Raw genomic sequence first — 19,454 nt, 5'->3', positions numbered from 1 at the left:
TACCTTAGCAGACGGGCCCCGTTCCAAAATGCGCTCTTTGTCACTCGGCCAGGAACATCTCCTGCAAGTCGTTGAGGAAGCGCTGCCCCAGTTCCGTCGGCCGGATCACGCGGAAATCGCGGTAGATCAGGCCCTTCGCTTCGGCCGCGTTCAGGTCCTTCTCGATGGCGTTGATCGGCATGCCCGTGCGTTCGCCGAACAGGTTCGGGGCGAACCCTTCCGTCAGCCGCAGCGCGTTGAGCATGAACTCGAAGCCCAGGTCGGCACGCGCGAGCTCGTGTTCCTCGGCGACCGCATTGCCCTTCCCTGCCGCCTCCATGAACGACGCCGGCTGCTTGTAGCGCGCCTGGCGCAGCACGCGGTGCGGGAACGACAGCTTCGAATGCGCGCCCGCGCCGATGCCGAGATAATCGCCGAACTTCCAGTAGTTCAGGTTGTGGCGCGCGCGGTGGCCCGGCTTCGCATACGCCGAGACCTCGTAGTGCTCATAGCCCGCGGCGGCCGTGCGCTCGGCGATCATGTCCTGGATGTCGGCGCTCTCGTCGTCGCCCGGCAGCTCCGGCGGATACTTCGCGAACACCGTGTTCGGTTCCATCGTCAGGTGGTACAGCGACAAATGCGGCGGCGCGAACGACAGCGCCATGTCGATGTCGGCCTGCGCCTCCGCCAGCGTCTGCCCCGGCAGCGCGTACATCAGGTCGAGGTTGAAATTGTCGAAATTGGCCTGGGCGATCCCCACGGCCCGGATGGCTTCCTCGGCATCGTGGATGCGGCCCAGCGCCTGCAAATGCCTGCTGTTGAAGCTCTGGATGCCGATCGACAGGCGGTTGATCCCGCTGGCGCGGAAGGCCTTGAATTTCTCCGCCTCGAACGTGCCGGGATTCGCTTCCATCGTGATCTCGGCGTCGAGATCGAGCGGCAGCAAGGTGCGGAGGTCCGACATCAGCCGGTCCAGCCCCGCCGCCGAGATCAGGCTCGGCGTGCCGCCGCCGATGAACACCGTGTGGATCTTGCGGCCCCAGATCAGCGGCAGCGATTGTTCCAGGTCGGCGCGCAGCGCGTCCAGGTAAGCCTGTTCGGGAACCGGTTCCTTCGACTCGTGCGAATTGAAGTCGCAATACGGGCATTTGCGCACGCACCACGGCCAGTGGATATACAGCGCCAGCGGCGGCAGCGCCGTCAGGTTCAGCGCGCCCGGTTGCAGGTATTGCAAGGCTGCCGTCGCCGGGGAGCGCGGTTCGGTGACCGGGCCGACGGGCTTGATCGGAATCATTTCAGTTTCCCGAGCTTGTCGACGAGCGCGCGCAGCGCCTGGCCGCGGTGCGAGACGGCGTTCTTTGCTTCCGGCGCCAGCTCGGCGGCCGTGCGGCCGAATTCGGGCAGCAGGAAGTGCGGATCGTAGCCGAAGCCGCCCGCGCCGCGCGGCGTGTCGACGATCTGGCCGCGCCATACGCCGTCCGCGATCACCGGTTGCGGATCGTCGGGGTGGCGCACGTACACGAGCACGCAGTAGTAATACGCCGATTTGTCGGCGTGCGCGGCCAGGTCGGCGATCAGCTTCTCGTTGTTGCGCGCGTCCGACTTCGGCTCGCCCGCGAAGCGCGCGGAATAGACGCCGGGCGCGCCGCCGAGGGCGTTCACGCACACGCCGGAATCGTCGGCGAGAGCCGGCAGGCCGGTGAGGCGCGCCGCGTGGCGGGCCTTCTGCAGCGCGTTCTCGACGAAGGTGCCGAACGGTTCTTCCGCTTCGGGGACGTTGAACTCGCCCTGCGGATGCAGTTCGAAGCCGATCGGGCCCAGCAGCTGGGCGAATTCCTTGAGTTTTCCAGCATTGTTGGAGGCAAGGATGAGGCGTTGGGTCATTGCTGTCTCGGTCTGGACGAAGAACTGCGTATTTTACCGCTCATCCCGCGATACGCGCAGCCGGTCGCGCGCCGCTGGCACCAAGCGTGGCCGCTTCTTATCATCGCGCCACGATAACGATAAAGGCGACTCCCATGTCATTTCGCCAAGCGGCCGACCGCCATCCTCTCGCCGCCGCCATGCCGGGATCACGCCCCCGTCCAAAAGGCCGGCAAGGAATTCGCCCCGCCCGCCGCGTGGGAACATGTGAAACTGGCGCTTCGGCAGCTCGGCATGGGTCCCCGCCTGCGCGGGGACGACGGCTACCAGCCTAGGCCCGCGGGAACACCATGCTCGCCTCGAACCCCGGCTCGAGGCGGCGCAGCGCGAGCGTACCGTCGTGCAGCTGGGTGATGGCGGTGACGATGGACAGGCCCAGGCCGTTGCCCGGCAGATGGCGGCTCTGGTCCACGCGGTAGAAGCGGCGCGTGAGCTTGTCCATGTCCTCGAGCGGCACGCCCTGACCGTAATCGCGCACGGTCAATGCCGGCGCGCCGTCGACGGTGGCCACTTCGACGTCCACCCGGCCGCCGGTGCGGCCGTACTTGATGGCGTTGTCGATCAGGCTGGCCAGCGCGCTGGCCAGCAGGTCGCGGTCGCCGCGGATGGTCGTCGGCGTGCCCGCGAAGCGCAGCGCGACGCCCTGCTCTTCCGCGGCCGCTTCGTACAATTCCGTCATGTCGTGCGCGATGGCGGCCAGGTCGAGTTTTTCGAAGGTGCCCGCGCGCACGCCGGATTCCAGCGCGGCGATCTGCAGCAGCTTGTCGAACAGCGAAATGACGCTGTCGATGTCTTCGATGGCCAGGCGCGCGTCGGCGACGAGCGCGTGCGGATCGGCCGAGGCCTGCAGCGCGCGGTCGAGGCGCGAGCGCACGCGCGACAGCGGCGTGCGCAGGTCGTGCGCGATCGAATTCGATACGTGGCGCACGCCTTCCATCAGCGCTTCGATGCGGTCGAGCATGCGGTTGATGTCGTCGGCCAGGCGCGCGAATTCGTCGTTGCCCATCACGACGATGCGGCTGGACAGCTCGCCCGCCGCGATGCGCGCCGTCGTGCGGCGGATGCGGCCGATGCGCGCTTCCAGGCGCGAGCGGAATATCTGGGCGCCGAAGAACGCGAGCAGGATCGACACGGCGCCGCTGACGAGCAGCGCGCGCTCGACGACGCTGCGGATGGCGTCGAGTTCGATCAGGTCGCGGCCGACGACGAGCCGGCTGCCGTCGTCCAACCGCGTCGCTATCAGGCGCACGGAGACGGGCGTGCCGCTCCGTTCCATCTGCCCGAACGCCAGATCGCCGGCGGCCGGCAGCTCGCCGTACCAGCGTCCCAGGTTGCCGGCCAGGAGGCGGCCCTTCACATCGACGAGGCCGACCACCTCGGTATCGGTGTCGATCAGGTCGTGCAGCTGGGCGTCGATTTCGCGTACGAGACCGGCGCGGCCGTCGCGGACCCACGCATCGGCGAGGTGCGTTTCCACGGCCATGATCTTGTTGTCGATGGAGTGCTCGAACACGCCCACCGTGCCGAAATAGACGATGGCGGACAGGGTCGCCATCGACGCGGCCAGCAGCAGGCCGTAGCCGACCGCCAGCCGGAACGCGATCGAGCCGCGCAGGCCGAACCGGCTGCTAGCGGGCGGACGGGCCATAGGTCGGCGCGGCGCTCAGCACGTAGCCGGCACCGCGCACCGTGTGGATCAGGGCGGGGTTGAAATCCTTGTCGATCTTGCTGCGCAGGCGGCTGATCTGCACGTCGATGACGTTCGTCTGCGGATCGAAATGATATTCCCACACGCCTTCGAGCAGCATCGTGCGGGTGACGATCTGGCCTTCGTGGCGCATGAGGTATTCGAGCAGGCGGAATTCGCGCGGCTGCAGCGTGATCGTCGTGCCCTGGCGCGTGACGCGCATCGTACGCACGTCGAGCTGCAGGTCGGCCACCTGCAGCACGGTGGCTTCGCGCGACCAGCTGTTGCGGCGGCTGAGGTTTTCCACGCGCGCCAGCAGTTCCGACATGACGAACGGCTTGGTCAGATAGTCGTCGCTGCCCGCGCGCAGGCCGCGCACGCGCTCGTCGACGCTGTTCAGCGCGGACAGGATCAGCACCGGCGTGCCGTCGCCGCGCGCGCGCATCTGCTCGAGAATGCCCAGGCCGTCGACCTGGCCGGGCAGCATGCGGTCGAGGACGACGACGTCCCAGCGCGTCTCCTGCAGGCGGCGGTTGCCCGCTTCGCCATTCGTTTCCGCCTGCACGGCATAGCCGGCCGCGCGCAATCCGCTACAGAGGTAGTCGCGGGTTTCGGTATCGTCTTCGATCACGAGGCAGTTCGGCATGATTCGGCTCTTGGTGTTAAGTGGACTATAGCGCTGCGGTGCAGTATAGGCGAGTGACGGGGCCTAAAAATTACGATCAGGTAATGTCGACATGTAGTGGCACATTACCAGATCGTAATGCCGTATTGATGCGCTGCAACGTAAAATCCGACCGTTTTCATTTCATGGAGTCCCTTTCATGGGCACTTGTTCGAGTGGCAGTTGTTGCCGGCTGAATGCCGGTCCCGCCCCGGCAAGATAACGCAGGTCCTTCCTCCTGCCGTCATCTCGCCCCAGGGCGGATGATGGTATCCACGACACACGAATCACCAAGCGCGAATGAAAGGTATGCCGTTCACCGACGGAGATACCGATGTTTCGTAGTTCCCTGTTATACCCTGGACGAAACGGCCGCCCGTTTCTCGCGACCACCCCGAACCGCTGGGACTGGGCGCTGCTGCCGCTCGTCCTCGTCGTGCTGGCACTGGCCGCGTACGGCGCGATGCAGATGGCGCGCCCGTTCGTGCTGGGCCAACCGACGCCGATCTCGCTCGATCCGGCGGTCCTCCCATACTACCTGCTGCGCACGATCCTGCGCATGTTCAGCGCGTTGGGTGCCGCGCTGCTGTTCACGTTCGCGTTCGCCGTCGTCGCCACGCGCTGGAAGAGCGCGGAAAAGATCATGGTACCGCTGCTGGACGTGCTGCAGTCGGTGCCGATCCTGGGCTTCCAGGCCATCGCCATCGCGCCGTTCATCGCCCTCTTCCCCGGCAACCTGCTGGGCGTCGAGTGCGCCGCCGTGTTCGCGATCTTCACGTCGCAGGCGTGGAACATGGCGTTCAGCCTGTACCAGTCGATGAAGACGATCCCGCCCGAACTGGCGGAAGCGGCGCGCGTGTTCCGGCTGTCGCCGTGGCAGCGCTTCTGGCGCCTGGAACTGCCGTACGCGCTGCCCGCGCTGCTGTGGAACATGATGATGTCGATGTCCGGCGGCTGGTTCTTCCTCGTCGCCGCCGAGGCGATCTCGGTGGCGGGCCAGGACATCAAGCTGCCGGGCATCGGCGCCTACATCGCCGTCGCCATCGAACAGAAGAACGGCGGCGCCATCGCGTGGGCCATCGCCGCCATGTTCGCCGGCATCCTGCTGTACGACCAGCTGTTCTTCCGTCCCCTGCTCGCGTGGGCGGACAAATTCCGCTTCGAGGAATCGCAGGGAGAATATGCGCAGCAATCGTGGGTGCTGGACTGGGGCCGCCGCAGCGTGTGGATCCGCGCCCTCACCGACCGCATGTGGGCGGCGCTCGCGCGCACGCTCGGCTGGTTCGGCACGCCCGAACCCGTCGACGCGGCGCCGCGCGTTTCCCGCTTCACGCTGTCCGCGCGCGCGATCGACCGCATCGTCCTCGCGCTCGCGCTGCTGGGCGCATGGCGCTTCATCCTGTTCATCCACGCGGAGGTCGGCTGGGGCGAAGCGCTGCGCGTCGTGGGCCTCGGCTGCATCACGCTCGTGCGGGTGATGCTGCTGATCGGCCTCGCGTCGCTCGTGTGGGTACCGGTCGCCGTGTGGATCGGCCTGCGGCCCCGCTACGCGCAGGCCGTGCAGGCGCTCGCGCAATTCCTCGCAGCGTTCCCCGTGAACCTGATGTTCCCGCTCGTCGTGTACGCGCTCGTGCACCTGCGCCTGAATCCGAACATCTGGCTCAGTCCATTGATGGTGTTCGGCACCCAGTGGTACATCCTGTTCAACGTGGTCGCGGGCGCCTCCACGCTGCCGAACGAGCTGCGGCTCGCGGCCGACAATCTCGGCCTGACGGGCTGGCTGAAATGGAAGCGCGTGTACCTGCCGGCCGTGTTCCCGAGCTTCGTGACGGGCGCGATCACCGCGAGCGGCGGCTCGTGGAACGCGAGCATCGTGGCGGAATACGTCACGTGGGGCAAGACGTCGCTCGTGGCCGATGGCCTGGGCAGCTACATCAAGCAGATGACGGACGCCGGCGACTTCCACCGCATCGCCCTCGGCATCGGGGTGATGTGCGTGTTCGTCATGGTATTGAACCGCTTCTTCTGGCGCCGGCTGTACCTGCTGGCCGAAGACCGCAGCCGCTGATAGGGAGTATGAAAATGACCGACAAACTGATCGAACTGCAGGCCGTGAAAAAGGCCTTCCGCAGCGCCGACGGCGCCCCGCGCACCGTGCTGGAAGGCGTCGACTTCACGCTGGCGGACGGCGAGATCGTCGCGCTGCTGGGCAAATCCGGCTCCGGCAAATCCACGCTGCTGCGCATCGTGGCGGGCCTCGTGCCGGCCGACGCGGGCAAGGTCGAATACCGCGGACGTCCCATCCGCGGGCCGCTGTCCGGCGTCGCGATGGTCTTTCAATCGTTCGCGCTGTTCCCCTGGCTGACGGTGCAGCAGAACGTGGAGCTCGGGCTCGAAGCGCAGGGCGTCCCTCCCGCCGCGCGGCGCGAGCGGGCGGACGCGATGCTCGACCTGATCGGCCTCTCCGGCTTCGGCAGCGCGCTGCCGCGCGAGCTGTCGGGCGGCATGCGCCAGCGCGTGGGCATCGCGCGCGCGCTCGTCACGCACCCGGACGTGCTGCTGATGGACGAAGCCTTCTCCGCGCTCGACGTGCTGACGGGGGAGACGCTGCGGGGCGACATCCTCGACCTGTGGGATGGCAAACGGATCCCCACGCGCGGCATCCTGATCGTGTCGCACAACATCGAGGAAGCCGTCATGATGGCGGACCGCATCATCATCCTGTCGAGCGATCCGGGCCGCGTGCGCCACGAGATCCGCATCGACCTGCCGCGCCCGCGCAATGCCGACGCGCCGGAAGTGCGCGCCCTCGTCGACGAGGTCTATGGCCTGATGACGATGCGTCCCGCCGCGGCGCCCGCGACGGCGCGCCCGGCCACCATCGACTACCGCCTGCCGGACACGGACGTGGGCCGCATGGAGAGCGTGCTGGACCTGCTCGCGGGCGCCCCGTACGACGGCCGCGCCGACCTGCCGCAGCTGTCGGAAGACACCGAGCTGCCGGACGAGGAACTGTTCCCGACCTACGAGGCATTGAACCTGCTGGGCCTCGCGCACGTCGAGCGCGGCGACATCGCGCTGACCGGCCTGGGCCTGCGCTATGCCCAGGCCGACCAGGCGCTGCGCCAGACGCTGTTCGGCCAGCAGCTGTTGAAAAACGTGCCGCTGGCCGCGCGCATCCGCCGCCAGCTGGAGGACGAGCCGGGCGGCGCGATGCCGGAAGATCCGTTCATCGACCTGCTGGAAGACACGCTCGAAGCGGACCAGGCCAAGCGCATGCTGGAAGTGGCGATCGAGTGGGGCCGCTACGGCGAGCTGTATGAGTACGACTATCACACAGGCCGGCTGAAGCTGCCGGGCACCGGGAACGCGAAGGAGTGACATGGAAACCGACACCCTCGACCGCAAGGTCGCGCTGACCGTGGCGCTGCTGGCGTCCTTCATGGGCGTCTGCAAGGTCAAGGACGACAACATCGTGCAGGCGATGCAGCAGGCGCAGGCCGACAAGATCGACCACTGGGCCTTCTACCAGGCCCGCAACCTGCGCCAGGAACAGGCGCATACGACCCTGCTCCAGGTGCGCCTGGCCGCCGCCGGCCGCCCGGCCGGCGAGCAGGCTGGCTACACGGCCGCGATCGCGGATCTGGAAAAGCTGGAACACGACCAGGCGCAGAAGAAGAACGACGTGCTGGCGCAGGCGAAGCAAGACCAGGACACGTACGACGCGCTGAACTACCGCGACGACCAGTTCGACCTGTCCGACGCGGCGCTGGCGCTGGCCCTGTCGCTGCTGGCCGTGACGACGCTGACGCGCCAGCGCTGGCTGTATCTCGCGGCGCTGGTGCCGACGGCGATCGGCGTGTTCTATGGCGTGGCCGGGCTGGCGGGGTTGCCGTTTCACCCGAGCTGGCTGACCGGGTTGCTCTCGTAGCGCCGGGGACGACGGATTTTAGGCCGCCAGGCCCAGTGCCTGCTTTTGCAAGCCCACCAATTCACGGATCCCCTGCTCCGCCAGGTCGAGCAGACGGTTCATCCCCGCCCGGTCGAACGCCTCGCCCTCGGCCGTGCCCTGCACTTCGACGAAATGCCCGGCCTCCGTCATCACGACGTTCATGTCGGTGTCGCAGCCCGAATCCTCGATGTAGTCCAGGTCCAGCACGGGCACGCCGCCCACGACGCCCACCGAGATCGCGGCGACGAAATGCTTGACCGGCACGGCCGGCACCAGGCCCGCCGTCACGAGCTTCGAGAACGCGTCATAGGCCGCCACCATCGCGCCCGTGATCGACGCGGTGCGCGTGCCGCCGTCGGCCTGGATCACGTCGCAATCCAGGTGCAGCGTGCGTTCGCCGAACGCTTCCAGGTCGAACGCGGCGCGCAGCGAGCGGCCGATCAGGCGCTGGATTTCCTGCGTGCGGCCGGACTGCTTGCCGCGCGCCGCCTCGCGGTCCATGCGCGTGTGCGTGGAGCGCGGCAGCATGCCGTATTCCGCGGTCAGCCAGCCCTGCCCTTTGCCCTTCAGGAAGCCCGGCACTTTTTCCTCGATGCTGGCGGTGCAGATCACCTTCGTGTCGCCGCATTCGATCAGCACGGAGCCTTCGGCGTGCTTCGTGTACTGGCGGGTGATGCGGATGGCGCGCAGCTGGTCGACGGCACGGCCGCTGGGGCGGAGGGTTTGGGTCATGGATGTCCTTCGTGGTTGATTGTTTCAATTTACTTCAATATTTGCGACGACTTCTCGATGGCATCGCGGATCTCGGCGATGGCCTTCTCGATGTCGTCCTCGTCGAACGGGTCGTCCGGTGCGGGCGCCGCGGCAGGCGCATCGATGCGGCTCGTGACTTCGCCGTCGGGCACCATCTGCGTCGAGACGACGCTCGGGTCGCCCGCGGCGGCCGGCGTCCCTGCGCCCTGCCACTGGATGGCGAGCGCCGTCGTGTTGTCGCCGCGGCTGCCGGCGATGGCGGTGGCCATCGCGATCATCTCCGGCACGGCCTGCGTGATCGGCTGCGCGGACAGGCGGTGCGCGATCTCGGTGTCGGGCAGCATCGACCACAGGCCGTCGGAGCACAGCAGCAGGATGTCGCCCGGCTCCAGGCTGGCCGCGCGCGACAGCTCGACCTTCGGCGGCGTCGACGCGCCCAGGCAGTTGTACAGTTTGTTGCGGTCCGGGTGCGTGGTGCGCTCGCTCGCGTCGGCCTGCCCTTTCGCGATCAGGTACTCGATGTGCGAATGGTCGCGCGTGCGCCCGAGGACCTGGCCGCGGCGCAGCCAGTACAGGCGCGAATCGCCGCAATGGGCCCAGACGGCGCTGTTGTGCTGCACGAGGCAGGCGACGATCGTCGTGCGCGGGCTGTCCGGCATCGCCTTGTCGCGGGTGTAGCGCAGGATGTCGTCGTGGGCCTGCTGCAGGGCCTCCTGCAGGAAGCGCTCGGGCTTGCGCACGTATGGCGTCGCCTGCGCCTTGAAGCGGGTGGCGATGCTTTGCAGGGCGATCGTGGCCGCGACCTCGCCGCGCAAATGACCGCCCATGCCGTCCGCCAGCACGAGCAGCAGCGCGTCGCGCGTGTACAGGTAGCCCATGCGGTCCTGGTTGAGTTTGCGGCCGCCGATGTGGCTTTGCTGGTAGACGGAAAATTGCATGGTCACTCCTCAGGCGCGTCCGCGGCCGAAGCCAATGCGTTCGACGAGGCCGCGCCAGCCGGATGCGGGCACCGCGTCCTCCGGCCCGGCCGGCAGCGCCGCGGGCGTCGCGGGGAGGCCGGCCTGCAGCACCTTCTGCACGGCGAACACGCTCTGCGGCCGCGCCAGCGGATCGAGCGCGAGGCACGCCTTCACCATCGCCACGAGGCCCGGCGTGTACGCGCCATCCAGCATCGCGATCTGCGCGCCCATCGTGTCGGCCGCGCGGCGCTGGTCGGCCGGCTGCGGCGGCGCGCCCGCCATGCACGCGAACATGGCGGCGCCGATGCTGTAGATGTCCGTCCACGGCCCCAGCGCGCCGCCTTTCGCGTACAGCTCGGGCGCCGCGAAGCCGGGCGTGTACATGGGCGCCAGCGTGGGCGCGTCGGTGTGGATGGTCTGGCGCGCGGCGCCGAAGTCGAGCAGCATGGGCGAACCGTCCGTGCGCAGGTAGATGTTGGCCGGCTTGAGGTCCAGGTGCAACAGCTTGTTCGCGTGGACGTCGCGCAGGCCCGCGCAGACGCCGTTGAAGACCTGGCGGATGAACGGTTCGCCGGCGCGGCTGCCTTTCGCATGGATGCGCGCGGCGACTTCCTGCAGCGAGTGGCCCGATTCGTAGGCCATCACCATATAGACCGTGTCGTTGGCGCGGAAAAAATTTAACACCCGCACGACGTTCGGATGGACGATGCGCGCCAATGCCCTTCCCTCTTCGAAAAAGCATTTCAGGCCGATGCGGAAAACGGGCAGGTTCGCCTTCGGGATCGTGGGCGCCAGCTCACCGGGGGCCCGCAGCGCCAGGGCGCTGGGCAGGTATTCCTTGATCGCCACGGCGTTGCCGTCGGCATCATATGCAAGATAAACAATACTGAACCCGCCGGACGCAATTTTCTTTACAATGCGATATCCGCCAATTTCCAGCCCATCGGGCAGGGGAGCATTATTCTGGGCAGCCATTTGGGAAAGTATTCCTTGCTAAACACGGCGATTGTGTGGATAAATCACCGCTTTGTAAAGAATAAGGGAATCTCGCAAAACCACAGCGCGCGGCGCCACCCGCACCGCGCTGCGGCCGGCGAAGCAGATTCCGGAAATCGGGGACTCCATTGAGCATTTCTAGCATGACAGGTTATGCGGTCGCCACAAGCGAAGGCGCTGCCGGCACCCTGACGATCGAGATCAAGAGCGTCAACTCGCGCTTTCTCGACCTCCAGTTCCGCATCAACGACGAGCTGCGCGCGCTGGAGCCGGACCTGCGCTCCGCCATCATGGCGGCCATCACGCGCGGCAAGGTCGAGGTGCGGCTGTCGTTCGGCCGCAAGGCCACGACCGGCTCCCAGGCCCTGAACCAGACGCTGCTGGCCGACCTCGCGCGGCTGCAGACCGAGGTCACGCGCCACTTCGTGTCCGCCCCGCTGATGACGGTGGCGGAACTGCTGCGCTGGCCGGGCGTGATCGAGGAAGCGCAGATCGGCCAGGAATCGCTGCAGGCCGACGTCGCCGCCCTCGCCGCGAAGACGATCGCCGCCTTCGTCGACAGCCGCAAGCGCGAAGGCGCGGCGCTGGAAGCGATGCTGGTCGCGCGCATCGAGGCGATGGAAGCCATCGTCAAACGCATCACCCCGTTGATCCCGCAGGTCATCGCCCAGTTCCAGCAAAAAGCCATCGAGCGCATGCAGGACGCGCTGGGCCTGGCCGGCCACGGCAACCCGCAAGTGCTCACGCGCCAGGAAGTCTTCGAACGGATTCGCCAGGAAGTCACGTTGTACGGCATCCGCATCGACGTCTCGGAAGAACTGTCGCGCCTGACGGCCCACCTGAACGAGACCCGCCATATCCTCAAGAAGGGCGGCCAGGTCGGCAAGCGCCTCGACTTCATGATGCAGGAACTGAACCGCGAAGCGAATACGCTGGGCGCCAAGGCTTCCGTCAAGGAGCTGGCCGATGCGTCGATGGAGCTCAAGCTGCTCATTGAGCAGATGCGGGAACAGGTTCAAAATCTGGAATAAGCGCGACCGATCGGGTCGTGGGGAACGCGTGGCCGGGGCGACCCGTCACGCGTTCTATGCATTACCATCGAATTAACACGTAACAAAGGAACCCACCATGCTCACCAACGCTTTCTCCGGCAGCCTGTTCGTCGTCGCCGCCCCGTCCGGCGCCGGCAAGTCGACCCTGGTCAATGCGCTGCTGGCTCAGGAACCGGGCATCAAGCTGTCGATCTCGACGACGACGCGCCCGCCGCGTCCGGGCGAAGAGGACGGCCGCGAATACCACTTCACCACCGCCGAGGATTTCGTCGCCCGCGCCGACCGCGGCGAATTCCTGGAATGGGCCGAGGTGCATGGCAATTACTACGGCACGAGCCGCCTGACGGTGGAACAGGAAATGAAGACGGGCATCGACATCCTGCTGGAAATCGACTGGCAGGGCGCGCGCCAGGTGAAGAAGCAGTTTCCGGACGCGGCCGGCATCTTCATCCTGCCGCCGTCGATCGCGGCGCTGGAAGAGCGCCTGCACAAGCGCGGCACGGACGAGCCGCACATCATCACGCGCCGCCTGCTGGCTGCGGGGGGCGAGATCGCTCACGCTCCCGAGTTCGAGTATGCTATCATCAACGAAGAGTTCAACGTCGCCCTGTCCGAGCTGCAGGCGATTGTCAAAGCGACACGTTCGCGCTTCGCCCAACAGGCAGCCCGCAACGCCTCGCTCTTTGCCCAGTTGGGAATCCATTCTTCTTGATTTTCGGGGTCAGAGCCCGGTTTTCGTGATTTTCGGGGTCAGAGCCCGGTTTTCGCGCTTGGGCTCTGACCCCGACTGACTAGACAGAACATTCGCATATTGCCTGCCGCATCGAAGTCGCTTTGAACCTGCCCGAATCGTTACCTGATCATTAGGAGCACCACATGGCCCGCATCACCATCGAAGATTGCCTGAAAAACGTCCCGAACCGTTTCCAGCTGACCCTGGCCGCGACCTATCGCGCACGCCAGCTGCTGCAAGGCCACACCCCGAAAGTCGAAGCCAAGGACAAGCCGACCGTCGTCGCGCTGCGCGAAATCGCCGCCGGCAAGGTTGGTCTGGAAATGCTGAAAAAAGTCCCGATGTAAGTCGGGCGGTGCCTGAGCCTATGTGGTCCATGAGTCAGTCCGTGATTCTGTTATGCTGTTTCCATACTGCGGCTGATTGTCATAACGTATGAGCTTATCGTCACCGGACTCCCTCCACTCGGGCACCAACAACAAGGCGAGCCGGCCCGGCCGGCCCGCCAACAAACCGCAGGAAGCCGAACCGGCGCCCGCTCCCGGCGTCGCGTCGATCACGCACCTCGCCGGCAAGCTCGCCGAATACCTCACCCCCGTCGAACTCAAGCGCGTCAAGGAAGCCTACCGCTTCTCGGACGAGATGCACCTCGGCCAGGTCCGCAAGTCGGGCGAGCCGTACATCTCGCACCCGATCGCCGTGGCCGAGATCTGCGCCGACTGGAAGCTGGACGCCCAGGCGATCATGGCCGCGCTGCTGCACGACGTGATCGAGGACCAGGACGTCAAGAAAGAGGAACTGCTGGAGCGCTTCGGCCCGCAGGTCGCCGACCTCGTCGACGGCCTGTCGAAGCTGGAAAAGATCGAGTTCCAGAGCGTCGTCGAAGCGCAGGCCGAAAACTTCCGCAAGATGTTGCTGGCGATGGCGTCGGACGTACGCGTCATCCTGATCAAGCTCGCCGACCGCCTGCACAATATGCGGACGCTGGGCGTGATGGCGCCGGCCAAGAAACGCCGCATCGCGGGCGAGACGATGGAAGTCTACGTCCCGATCGCGCACCGTCTCGGCCTGAACGACATCTACCGCGAACTGCAGGATCTTTCGTTCTCGCACCTGTACCCGCTGCGCTACCGCACGCTGTCGAAGGCGATCAAGGCCGCGCGCGGCAACCGCCGCGAAGTGGTCAAGAAGATCCTCGACGCCGTCAAGAACCAGCTGTCCGCCGCCGGCTTGCCGGCCGAAGTCTACGGCCGCGAAAAGACCCTGTTCGGCATCTATAAAAAGATGCGCAACAAGCACCTGTCGTTCTCGCAGGTGCTGGACGTGTACGGCTTCCGCGTCGTCGTCGACACGGTCCCGAACTGTTACGTGGCGCTCGGCTCCCTGCATGCGCTGTACAAGCCCATGCCCGGCAAGTTCAAGGACTACATCGCGATCCGCAAGATCAACGGCTACCAGTCGCTGCACACCACCCTGATCGGCCCGTACGGCACCCCGGTCGAATTCCAGATCCGCACCCAGGAAATGCACCGCACGGCGGAATCCGGCGTGGCCGCGCACTGGCTGTACAAGACGGGCGACCAGAACATGACGGACCTGCAGCAGCGCACGCACGCGTGGCTGCAGTCGCTGCTCGACATCCAGCAGCAGACCGGCGACTCCGCCGAATTCCTCGAGCACGTGAAGGTCGACCTGTTCCCGGACTCGGTCTACGTGTTCACGCCGAAGTCGAAGATCATCGCCTTGCCGCGCGGCGCGACGCCGCTGGACTTCGCCTACAGCATCCACACCGGCATCGGCGACCACACCGTGGGCGTGAAGATCAACCACGAACCCGCATCGCTGCGCACGGAACTGCACAACGGCGACATCGTCGAGATCGAGACCGATCCCGACTCGCGCCCGAGCCCGACGTGGCTGAGCTTTGTCCGCACGGGCAAGGCGCGTTCGGCGATCCGCCATCACCTGCGCACCATCAACCTGAACGAATCCGTCGAACTGGGCCAGGAACTGCTGGGCCAGGCGCTGGGCCAGCTGGGCATCAAGACCGAACTTCTGCCTTCGATGATCGAACGCCTGCTGGCGGAGTCGTCGGCCAAGTCGATGGACGAGGTCTACGCCGACATCGGCATCGGCAAGCGCATGCCCGCACTCGTGGCGCGCCACATCGTGAGCCTGCTGGGCGGCGACGTCGCGTCCGTCCCCGCGCAACCGAGCCATGGCGCCGAGCTGGATCCGGTGACGATCTACGGCAGCGAAGGCGTGGCCGTGCAGCTGGCGCCGTGCTGCCAGCCGATCCCGGGCGACCACATCATCGGCCAGCTGCGCCGCGACCAAGGCCTGGTCGTGCACACGGCCGACTGCTCGCAGGCGAACCGCCTGCGCCTGAAGGAACCGGACCGCTGGATTCCGGTCCAGTGGGGCAGCGAACTAAACCGCCGCTTCGACTGCCGCATCCGCCTGCTGATCAACAACGAAAAGGGCATCCTGGCCCGCGTCGCCGCCGAGATCGGCGAGTCCGACGCCAACATCACGTATGTCGGCATGGACGAGGACGACGAACACATGTTGACCCAGCTGCGCTTCACGATCCAGGTCAAGGATCGCGTGCATCTGGCGCACCTGATCCGCAACCTGCGCCGCGTGGCCAGCGTCAACCGCGTGGAGCGCGAGCGGGCATAATTCCGCGCTCGTATGCGAGGCCACCGGCCTCACATACCCCACCCCAAAGGCAGCGTACACCGGAACCCGATGTACGCCCGCTCCGCCTGCGGCCGCTCGTCGACGACGGTAAAGATCCCCGCGCCTTCCTGCGACGACCAGCTGCCGCCGCGCGCCAGCGCCCTGCCCCACCAGCTGCGGCCCGCCCGCGGCCACCAGCCCATCCCCTGCCGCATCGGCGCGCCGGGCGCGGTCGCCAGGGTGGGCGAGCCTGCCAGGAACGTGCGCGCGACGATGCCTTCCGCGTTGCCCTGCACGTCGTCGAACACCCAGCTGAACGCGTTGCCTGCCGCATCAATGATGCGCTCCCCGTTCGACAGCACGAACCAGCGCCGCTCGAGCGGATCGGGCGATGCCAGGCAAGCCGCCTGGGGGCCGTGGCGGCGGCCCAGGTGCAATCCCTGGAACAGCCGGCCGTCGCCGACGGCGCCGCCCGTCCAGTTGACGGCCTGGCCGGCGATATCGTGGGCGATGGCCAGCGCCTGCCGTTCCGTCAGCAATGCGAAGCCGGCGAGCGCACAGGCCAGGCGCGCCGCGTGGTAGCCGATGCGCACCCAAGACGGCAGCGTCTCGCTCAGCACCACCTGTCCATCCGGTCCGCACGCCGCCAGCCAGCGCGCCACGGCGAAAGCCGGGACCTCGACGCCGCCGGGCAGCGTGGTGGCCGGCACGGCGATAAAGCCTGGCGGCAGCGCTTGTGCCAGCGCCACGGCCGCCATGTCCACATCGAGGTTGCCCATGCGCCGCTACTCAGAACATCTGGTAGACATAGGGCGACAGCTCCGCCTGCGGCCGCGCCGCCACGTACAGCGCGTGCAGGGCCCGCGCGGCCTCGGCCACCTGCGGCGCGTGCGCGGCGAGCTCGGGGTGCCCGTGCGCGCGCCAGTGCGCCGCGAGGCGCGCGCCGAATCCATCGGCGTCCAGGCATGACGGCGCGAGGAAATCGTCGAAGTCCATCGTCGTATGCGTGCGCTGCGTGTAATAGCTGGCGAGGCGCGGATTCGGGCCCAGCGGGAACGGTGCCTGGCCGGGCGCGCAGTGGGCGGTCAAGGCATCGAACAGCGGGGCCGCAAGGGTACGCAACCCCGCTCGCAGTGCTTTGTCATCAATCGAGCTCATAGGTCTTCCTCCAGTCTTCGTCGTCCGGCAACGGCGGCTGCTCACGGCGCCACAGCACGACGTCTTCCAGCACCAGCATGTCCATCTCCGTGCGCATGAAGCAGCGGTAGGCATCCTGCGGACTGCAGACGATCGGCTCGCCGCGCACGTTGAACGACGTGTTCACGAGCAGCGGACAGCCCGTCAGCCGTTCGAACGCTTCGATCAGCGCACGGAATTCCGGATGACTGTCCTCGTCGACGGTCTGGATGCGGGCCGAGTAATCGACGTGCGTGACGGCCGGGACGTCGCTGCGCGGCTGGTTGATGACCGCCATCATGTCGTCGTCGCCCGCCTCGAATGCCTGCATCTCCATCGGCCGCCGGCGCGTCGCGTTCACCGGCGCCACCATCAGCATGTACGGACTGTCGCCGTCGAAGTCGAAGTACTCGGCGCAGCGCTCGCGCAGCACGGCCGGGGCGAACGGGCGGAACGATTCGCGGAACTTGATTTTCAGGTTCATCGTCGCCTGCGTGCGCGGGTTGCGCGGGTCGCCGAGGATCGAGCGGGCACCCAGCGCGCGCGGCCCGAATTCCATCCGCCCCGACAGCCAGCCGACAATCCTGCCCGCCGCCAGCGCCTCCGCGACGAGGGCCAGGCGCTCCGCGCGGTTCTCGATGCGCCGGTACGGATAGCCCTTGCGGTCGAGGAAGGCGAGGATTTCCTCGCTCGAATAGCGGGGCCCGAGGTAGCTGCCGCGCTGGGCGTCGCCCCCTCGGTCCGTGCGCCGGCGCGGGGCCTCGAACGCCATGTGGTGCGCCAGCAGGGCCGCGCCGAGCGCGCCGCCCGCATCGCCCGCGGCCGGCTGGATCCAGATATCGTCGAAGATGCCGGCCGCGGCCAGCTTGCCGTTGGCGACGCAGTTCAGCGCGACGCCGCCCGCCAGCACGAGGTTGCGCTCCCCGCTCAGGCGGCGCAGGTGGCGCGCCGTCCTGAGCACGATCTCCTCGGTCACCTGCTGGATGCTGGCCGCGAGGTCCATCTCGCGCCGCGTGATCGGCGTCTCGGGCTGGCGCGCCGGGCCGTCGAACAGGTCGGCGAAGCGCGGACCGGGCATCGCCATGCCGTCCAGCCAGCCGAAGCAAGCCATATCGAGCCGGTACGAGCCGTCGGTCCGGACGTCGATCAGGTGTTCGCGGATCCGGCCGGCGTAGCGCGGCCGGCCGTAAGGTGCCAGCCCCATCAGCTTGTACTCGCCGGAATTGACCTTGAAGCCGCAGAAGCTCGTGAACGCGCTGTACAGCAGTCCCAGCGAATGCGGGTAGTCGATCTCGGCGAACAGTTCCAGTTTGCGGCCGTGGCCCATGCCGAGGGTGGTCGTGGCCCATTCGCCGACGCCGTCGATCGTGAGCACGGCGGCGCTGTCGAACGGCGACGGATAGAAGGCACTGGCGGCGTGTGCCATGTGGTGCTCGGCGAACAGCACGCGGCCGGCGCGCCCGAGCGTGCCGAGCGTCTGGCGCACGTGCTCGTTCACCCAGATCTTGTCGCCCAATACCGCGCCCGCGGCCTGGACGAACAGGTCGCGCGCGCCCGCGGCATCGCCGTGCCGGGCGCCGGCGCAGGCGTTCTGCACGACGCGGTCGAACGTCAGCAGCGGATTGTCGTAGAAGACGATCGCATCGAGGTCGGCCGCATCGACGAAGCCTTCTTCGAGACAGTAATTGATGGCGTTGACGGGAAACGACGGGTCGTGCTTGCGGCGCGTGAAACGCTCTTCCTGCGCGGCCGCGACGATCTCGCCGTCGTGCACCAGCGCCGCCGCCGCGTCATGGTAATAGCCGGCGATGCCCAGGATGGTCTTGCCCATGTCGCCTCCTCAGCTGGCGCGGGCCAGGCCTGCGCCCAGCATGTCCGCGATGACGGGCTGGAGCGAACGCGCGAGCGCGTCGTGGCCGGCCGGCGTGAAATGGATGTCCTTGTCCCAGCGCAGCCGGCGCCGCGTGGCGGGCGCGATGCGCAGCAGGTCGGGCAGCGGGTCGTGCAGGCGGCAGCCGAGGTCGGCGGCCAGTTCCGCGAAGCGGGCCTGGTAAGGCGCGGCATCGCACGTCTCGTCGAGGTGCTGCGGCAACGGCAGCGGCATCAGGAGCACGGGCCGGTCGAGCGCCCGGATCCACTGCGTCAGGATCGCGCGCATCAGGCGCCAGGCCGGGCTGGCGGGCGAGTCGTATTGCGGCAGCGGCTGGTATTGCGTGAGGTGCTGGACCATGTCGCGCATGCCCAGCTTCGTGACCATCTTGCGCAGCACGAGGAAGCGTCCTCCGTGGTCCACGGCGGCGGCCTGCGCGGCGTCCAGCTCGTGTTCCTCGTACGGTTCGCGCCGCGGCGGCACCTGGCACAGCTGCAACGTGCCGTTCTCGATCCGGAAATACGGCTTGGCATACAGGCGCTCGACGCCGTGCTCGTCGTGGTGCGGGCGGAATTGTGCGGCGACGCGCCGGATGTTTTCGACGAAGACGGCGATCACGACGAGGTCGTGCTCGATGTCGCGGGCGAATTCGCGCCAGATGAGGTATTGCTGGTCGGTCCCCGTCGACGACAGGCCGAAGTTGTAGACCTCGACGGGCGGCGTGCCGGCGTCGGGCAGCCGCGCTTCCAGCAGCTCGGTATAGCGCTGGCGGTTGGGCACGGCATCGCCCGCCGTGAACGAATCGCCGAACACGAGGACCCGCCGGTGCCCGGGCGTACGTGCCCGCGCGAACGGCCGGTCGGCGCGGAATCCCTGTTCGTTGACCTGGATGAGATATCCGCCGCCTTCATGCAGGATCCGCACCCGCAGACGGGGAATGTAGCGATAGCCGACGACAGGGTGATATTCGTAAAGTTGCCTCATCATTTCCTCATTTTCTTTTCAGTTCGAAATAATGATGCGTTATT

The 19,454-nt window shown here is 67.1% G+C and carries 18 protein-coding genes; 7 read left to right on the top strand and 11 right to left on the bottom strand.

Going from position 1 to position 19,454, the window contains the following annotated elements; genetic code table 11:
- Nucleotides 1-40: 40 nt before the first annotated feature.
- The 4 genes from hemW to QPK29_RS17855 all read right to left on the bottom strand — a co-directional run bounded on the left by hemW (nucleotide 41) and on the right by QPK29_RS17855 (nucleotide 4,235).
- Nucleotides 41-1,273 (bottom strand): radical SAM family heme chaperone HemW, encoded by a 1,233-nt coding sequence (hemW, locus tag QPK29_RS17870; RefSeq protein ID WP_371770143.1) that lies wholly within the window; start codon nucleotides 1,271-1,273, stop codon nucleotides 41-43.
- On the bottom strand, nucleotides 1,270-1,863 hold the full coding sequence (gene rdgB / locus QPK29_RS17865; RefSeq protein ID WP_371770144.1) for an RdgB/HAM1 family non-canonical purine NTP pyrophosphatase: 594 nt from the start codon (nucleotides 1,861-1,863) through the stop codon (nucleotides 1,270-1,272). The genes hemW and rdgB overlap by 4 nt, the downstream gene beginning before the upstream one ends.
- A gap of 310 nt (nucleotides 1,864-2,173) precedes the next feature.
- Nucleotides 2,174-3,550, bottom strand: coding sequence for a sensor histidine kinase (locus QPK29_RS17860; protein WP_371770145.1), 1,377 nt, complete (start codon nucleotides 3,548-3,550; stop codon nucleotides 2,174-2,176).
- On the bottom strand, nucleotides 3,531-4,235 hold the full coding sequence (locus QPK29_RS17855; RefSeq protein ID WP_056136349.1) for a response regulator transcription factor: 705 nt from the start codon (nucleotides 4,233-4,235) through the stop codon (nucleotides 3,531-3,533). The genes QPK29_RS17860 and QPK29_RS17855 overlap by 20 nt, the downstream gene beginning before the upstream one ends.
- A 352-nt stretch (nucleotides 4,236-4,587) precedes the next feature.
- On the opposite strand from QPK29_RS17855, the gene QPK29_RS17850 reads away from it, so the two are divergent.
- The 3 genes from QPK29_RS17850 to QPK29_RS17840 are packed head-to-tail and all read left to right on the top strand — an operon-like array spanning nucleotide 4,588 to nucleotide 8,184.
- Nucleotides 4,588-6,321: an ABC transporter permease gene (locus QPK29_RS17850; protein WP_056136347.1), complete on the top strand. Its 1,734-nt coding sequence runs from the start codon at nucleotides 4,588-4,590 to the stop codon at nucleotides 6,319-6,321.
- A gap of 14 nt (nucleotides 6,322-6,335) precedes the next feature.
- The gene (locus tag QPK29_RS17845; RefSeq protein WP_371770146.1) at nucleotides 6,336-7,634 is read left to right on the top strand and encodes an ABC transporter ATP-binding protein; all 1,299 of its coding nucleotides are present in this window, start codon (nucleotides 6,336-6,338) and stop codon (nucleotides 7,632-7,634) included.
- 1 nt (nucleotide 7,635) lies between these two features.
- The gene (locus tag QPK29_RS17840; protein ID WP_056136343.1) at nucleotides 7,636-8,184 is read left to right on the top strand and encodes a DUF4337 domain-containing protein; all 549 of its coding nucleotides are present in this window, start codon (nucleotides 7,636-7,638) and stop codon (nucleotides 8,182-8,184) included.
- Between the two features lie 18 nt (nucleotides 8,185-8,202).
- Here QPK29_RS17840 and rph read toward each other — a convergent pair whose 3' ends face one another.
- Genes rph through QPK29_RS17825 form a run of 3 tightly spaced genes read right to left on the bottom strand, consistent with a single transcriptional unit; the run spans nucleotide 8,203 to nucleotide 10,892 of the window.
- The gene (gene rph / locus QPK29_RS17835; RefSeq protein WP_371770147.1) at nucleotides 8,203-8,937 is read right to left on the bottom strand and encodes a ribonuclease PH; all 735 of its coding nucleotides are present in this window, start codon (nucleotides 8,935-8,937) and stop codon (nucleotides 8,203-8,205) included.
- A 29-nt stretch (nucleotides 8,938-8,966) separates the two neighbouring features.
- Entirely contained in the window at nucleotides 8,967-9,896 is a 930-nt protein-coding gene (locus QPK29_RS17830) for a PP2C family protein-serine/threonine phosphatase (protein ID WP_371770148.1), read from the bottom strand.
- Between the two features lie 9 nt (nucleotides 9,897-9,905).
- Nucleotides 9,906-10,892: a serine/threonine protein kinase gene (locus QPK29_RS17825; RefSeq protein WP_371770149.1), complete on the bottom strand. Its 987-nt coding sequence runs from the start codon at nucleotides 10,890-10,892 to the stop codon at nucleotides 9,906-9,908.
- Nucleotides 10,893-11,056: 164 nt separating this feature from the next.
- On the opposite strand from QPK29_RS17825, the gene QPK29_RS17820 reads away from it, so the two are divergent.
- The 4 genes from QPK29_RS17820 (at nucleotide 11,057) to QPK29_RS17805 (ending at nucleotide 15,380) form a co-directional block, all read left to right on the top strand.
- The gene (locus tag QPK29_RS17820; protein ID WP_160410198.1) at nucleotides 11,057-11,944 is read left to right on the top strand and encodes a YicC/YloC family endoribonuclease; all 888 of its coding nucleotides are present in this window, start codon (nucleotides 11,057-11,059) and stop codon (nucleotides 11,942-11,944) included.
- A 97-nt stretch (nucleotides 11,945-12,041) separates the two neighbouring features.
- The gene (gmk, locus tag QPK29_RS17815) at nucleotides 12,042-12,677 is read left to right on the top strand and encodes a guanylate kinase (protein WP_056136334.1); all 636 of its coding nucleotides are present in this window, start codon (nucleotides 12,042-12,044) and stop codon (nucleotides 12,675-12,677) included.
- A gap of 164 nt (nucleotides 12,678-12,841) precedes the next feature.
- A complete protein-coding gene (gene rpoZ, locus QPK29_RS17810) occupies nucleotides 12,842-13,045 on the top strand; it encodes a DNA-directed RNA polymerase subunit omega (RefSeq protein ID WP_005665923.1) in 204 nt (67 codons plus the stop codon).
- A gap of 88 nt (nucleotides 13,046-13,133) precedes the next feature.
- Nucleotides 13,134-15,380: a RelA/SpoT family protein gene (locus QPK29_RS17805; RefSeq protein ID WP_371770150.1), complete on the top strand. Its 2,247-nt coding sequence runs from the start codon at nucleotides 13,134-13,136 to the stop codon at nucleotides 15,378-15,380.
- Between the two features lie 29 nt (nucleotides 15,381-15,409).
- On the opposite strand, the gene QPK29_RS17800 is transcribed toward QPK29_RS17805, so the two are convergent.
- The 4 genes from QPK29_RS17800 to QPK29_RS17785 are packed head-to-tail and all read right to left on the bottom strand — an operon-like array spanning nucleotide 15,410 to nucleotide 19,410.
- Nucleotides 15,410-16,159, bottom strand: coding sequence for a hypothetical protein (locus tag QPK29_RS17800; RefSeq protein ID WP_371770151.1), 750 nt, complete (start codon nucleotides 16,157-16,159; stop codon nucleotides 15,410-15,412).
- Nucleotides 16,160-16,169: 10 nt separating this feature from the next.
- Nucleotides 16,170-16,538, bottom strand: a complete 369-nt coding sequence (locus tag QPK29_RS17795) for a hypothetical protein (RefSeq protein ID WP_156403715.1) — start codon at nucleotides 16,536-16,538, stop codon at nucleotides 16,170-16,172.
- Nucleotides 16,525-18,387, bottom strand: coding sequence for a carbamoyltransferase family protein (locus QPK29_RS17790; RefSeq protein ID WP_371770152.1), 1,863 nt, complete (start codon nucleotides 18,385-18,387; stop codon nucleotides 16,525-16,527). Before QPK29_RS17790 ends, QPK29_RS17795 begins: the two co-directional genes overlap by 14 nt.
- A 9-nt stretch (nucleotides 18,388-18,396) precedes the next feature.
- Complete coding sequence (locus tag QPK29_RS17785) at nucleotides 18,397-19,410, bottom strand: SGNH/GDSL hydrolase family protein (RefSeq protein ID WP_400189791.1); 1,014 nt, start codon at nucleotides 19,408-19,410, stop codon at nucleotides 18,397-18,399.
- Nucleotides 19,411-19,454: the final 44 nt, after the last annotated feature.

It is taken from the genome of Massilia orientalis (genome assembly GCF_030411975.2).
GTDB classification, from domain to species: Bacteria; Pseudomonadota; Gammaproteobacteria; order Burkholderiales; family Burkholderiaceae_D; genus Telluria; species Telluria orientalis.
Note: the sequence above shows the minus strand (reverse complement) of the source record. Positions and strands in the feature narration are given on the sequence as shown.

Bases quoted from the DNA above. Each gene is read 5' to 3' on its own strand.
- hemW (WP_371770143.1), bottom strand. From the start codon at position 1,273: ATGATTCCGATCAAGCCCGTCGGCCCGGTCACCGAACCGCGCTCCCCG.
- rdgB (WP_371770144.1), bottom strand. From the start codon at position 1,863: ATGACCCAACGCCTCATCCTTGCCTCCAACAATGCTGGAAAACTCAAG.
- QPK29_RS17860 (WP_371770145.1), bottom strand. From the start codon at position 3,550: ATGGCCCGTCCGCCCGCTAGCAGCCGGTTCGGCCTGCGCGGCTCGATC.
- QPK29_RS17855 (WP_056136349.1), bottom strand. From the start codon at position 4,235: ATGCCGAACTGCCTCGTGATCGAAGACGATACCGAAACCCGCGACTAC.
- QPK29_RS17850 (WP_056136347.1), top strand. From the start codon at position 4,588: ATGTTTCGTAGTTCCCTGTTATACCCTGGACGAAACGGCCGCCCGTTT.
- QPK29_RS17845 (WP_371770146.1), top strand. From the start codon at position 6,336: ATGACCGACAAACTGATCGAACTGCAGGCCGTGAAAAAGGCCTTCCGC.
- QPK29_RS17840 (WP_056136343.1), top strand. From the start codon at position 7,636: ATGGAAACCGACACCCTCGACCGCAAGGTCGCGCTGACCGTGGCGCTG.
- rph (WP_371770147.1), bottom strand. From the start codon at position 8,937: ATGACCCAAACCCTCCGCCCCAGCGGCCGTGCCGTCGACCAGCTGCGC.
- QPK29_RS17830 (WP_371770148.1), bottom strand. From the start codon at position 9,896: ATGCAATTTTCCGTCTACCAGCAAAGCCACATCGGCGGCCGCAAACTC.
- QPK29_RS17825 (WP_371770149.1), bottom strand. From the start codon at position 10,892: ATGGCTGCCCAGAATAATGCTCCCCTGCCCGATGGGCTGGAAATTGGC.
- QPK29_RS17820 (WP_160410198.1), top strand. From the start codon at position 11,057: ATGACAGGTTATGCGGTCGCCACAAGCGAAGGCGCTGCCGGCACCCTG.
- gmk (WP_056136334.1), top strand. From the start codon at position 12,042: ATGCTCACCAACGCTTTCTCCGGCAGCCTGTTCGTCGTCGCCGCCCCG.
- rpoZ (WP_005665923.1), top strand. From the start codon at position 12,842: ATGGCCCGCATCACCATCGAAGATTGCCTGAAAAACGTCCCGAACCGT.
- QPK29_RS17805 (WP_371770150.1), top strand. From the start codon at position 13,134: ATGAGCTTATCGTCACCGGACTCCCTCCACTCGGGCACCAACAACAAG.
- QPK29_RS17800 (WP_371770151.1), bottom strand. From the start codon at position 16,159: ATGGGCAACCTCGATGTGGACATGGCGGCCGTGGCGCTGGCACAAGCG.
- QPK29_RS17795 (WP_156403715.1), bottom strand. From the start codon at position 16,538: ATGAGCTCGATTGATGACAAAGCACTGCGAGCGGGGTTGCGTACCCTT.
- QPK29_RS17790 (WP_371770152.1), bottom strand. From the start codon at position 18,387: ATGGGCAAGACCATCCTGGGCATCGCCGGCTATTACCATGACGCGGCG.
- QPK29_RS17785 (WP_400189791.1), bottom strand. From the start codon at position 19,410: ATGAGGCAACTTTACGAATATCACCCTGTCGTCGGCTATCGCTACATT.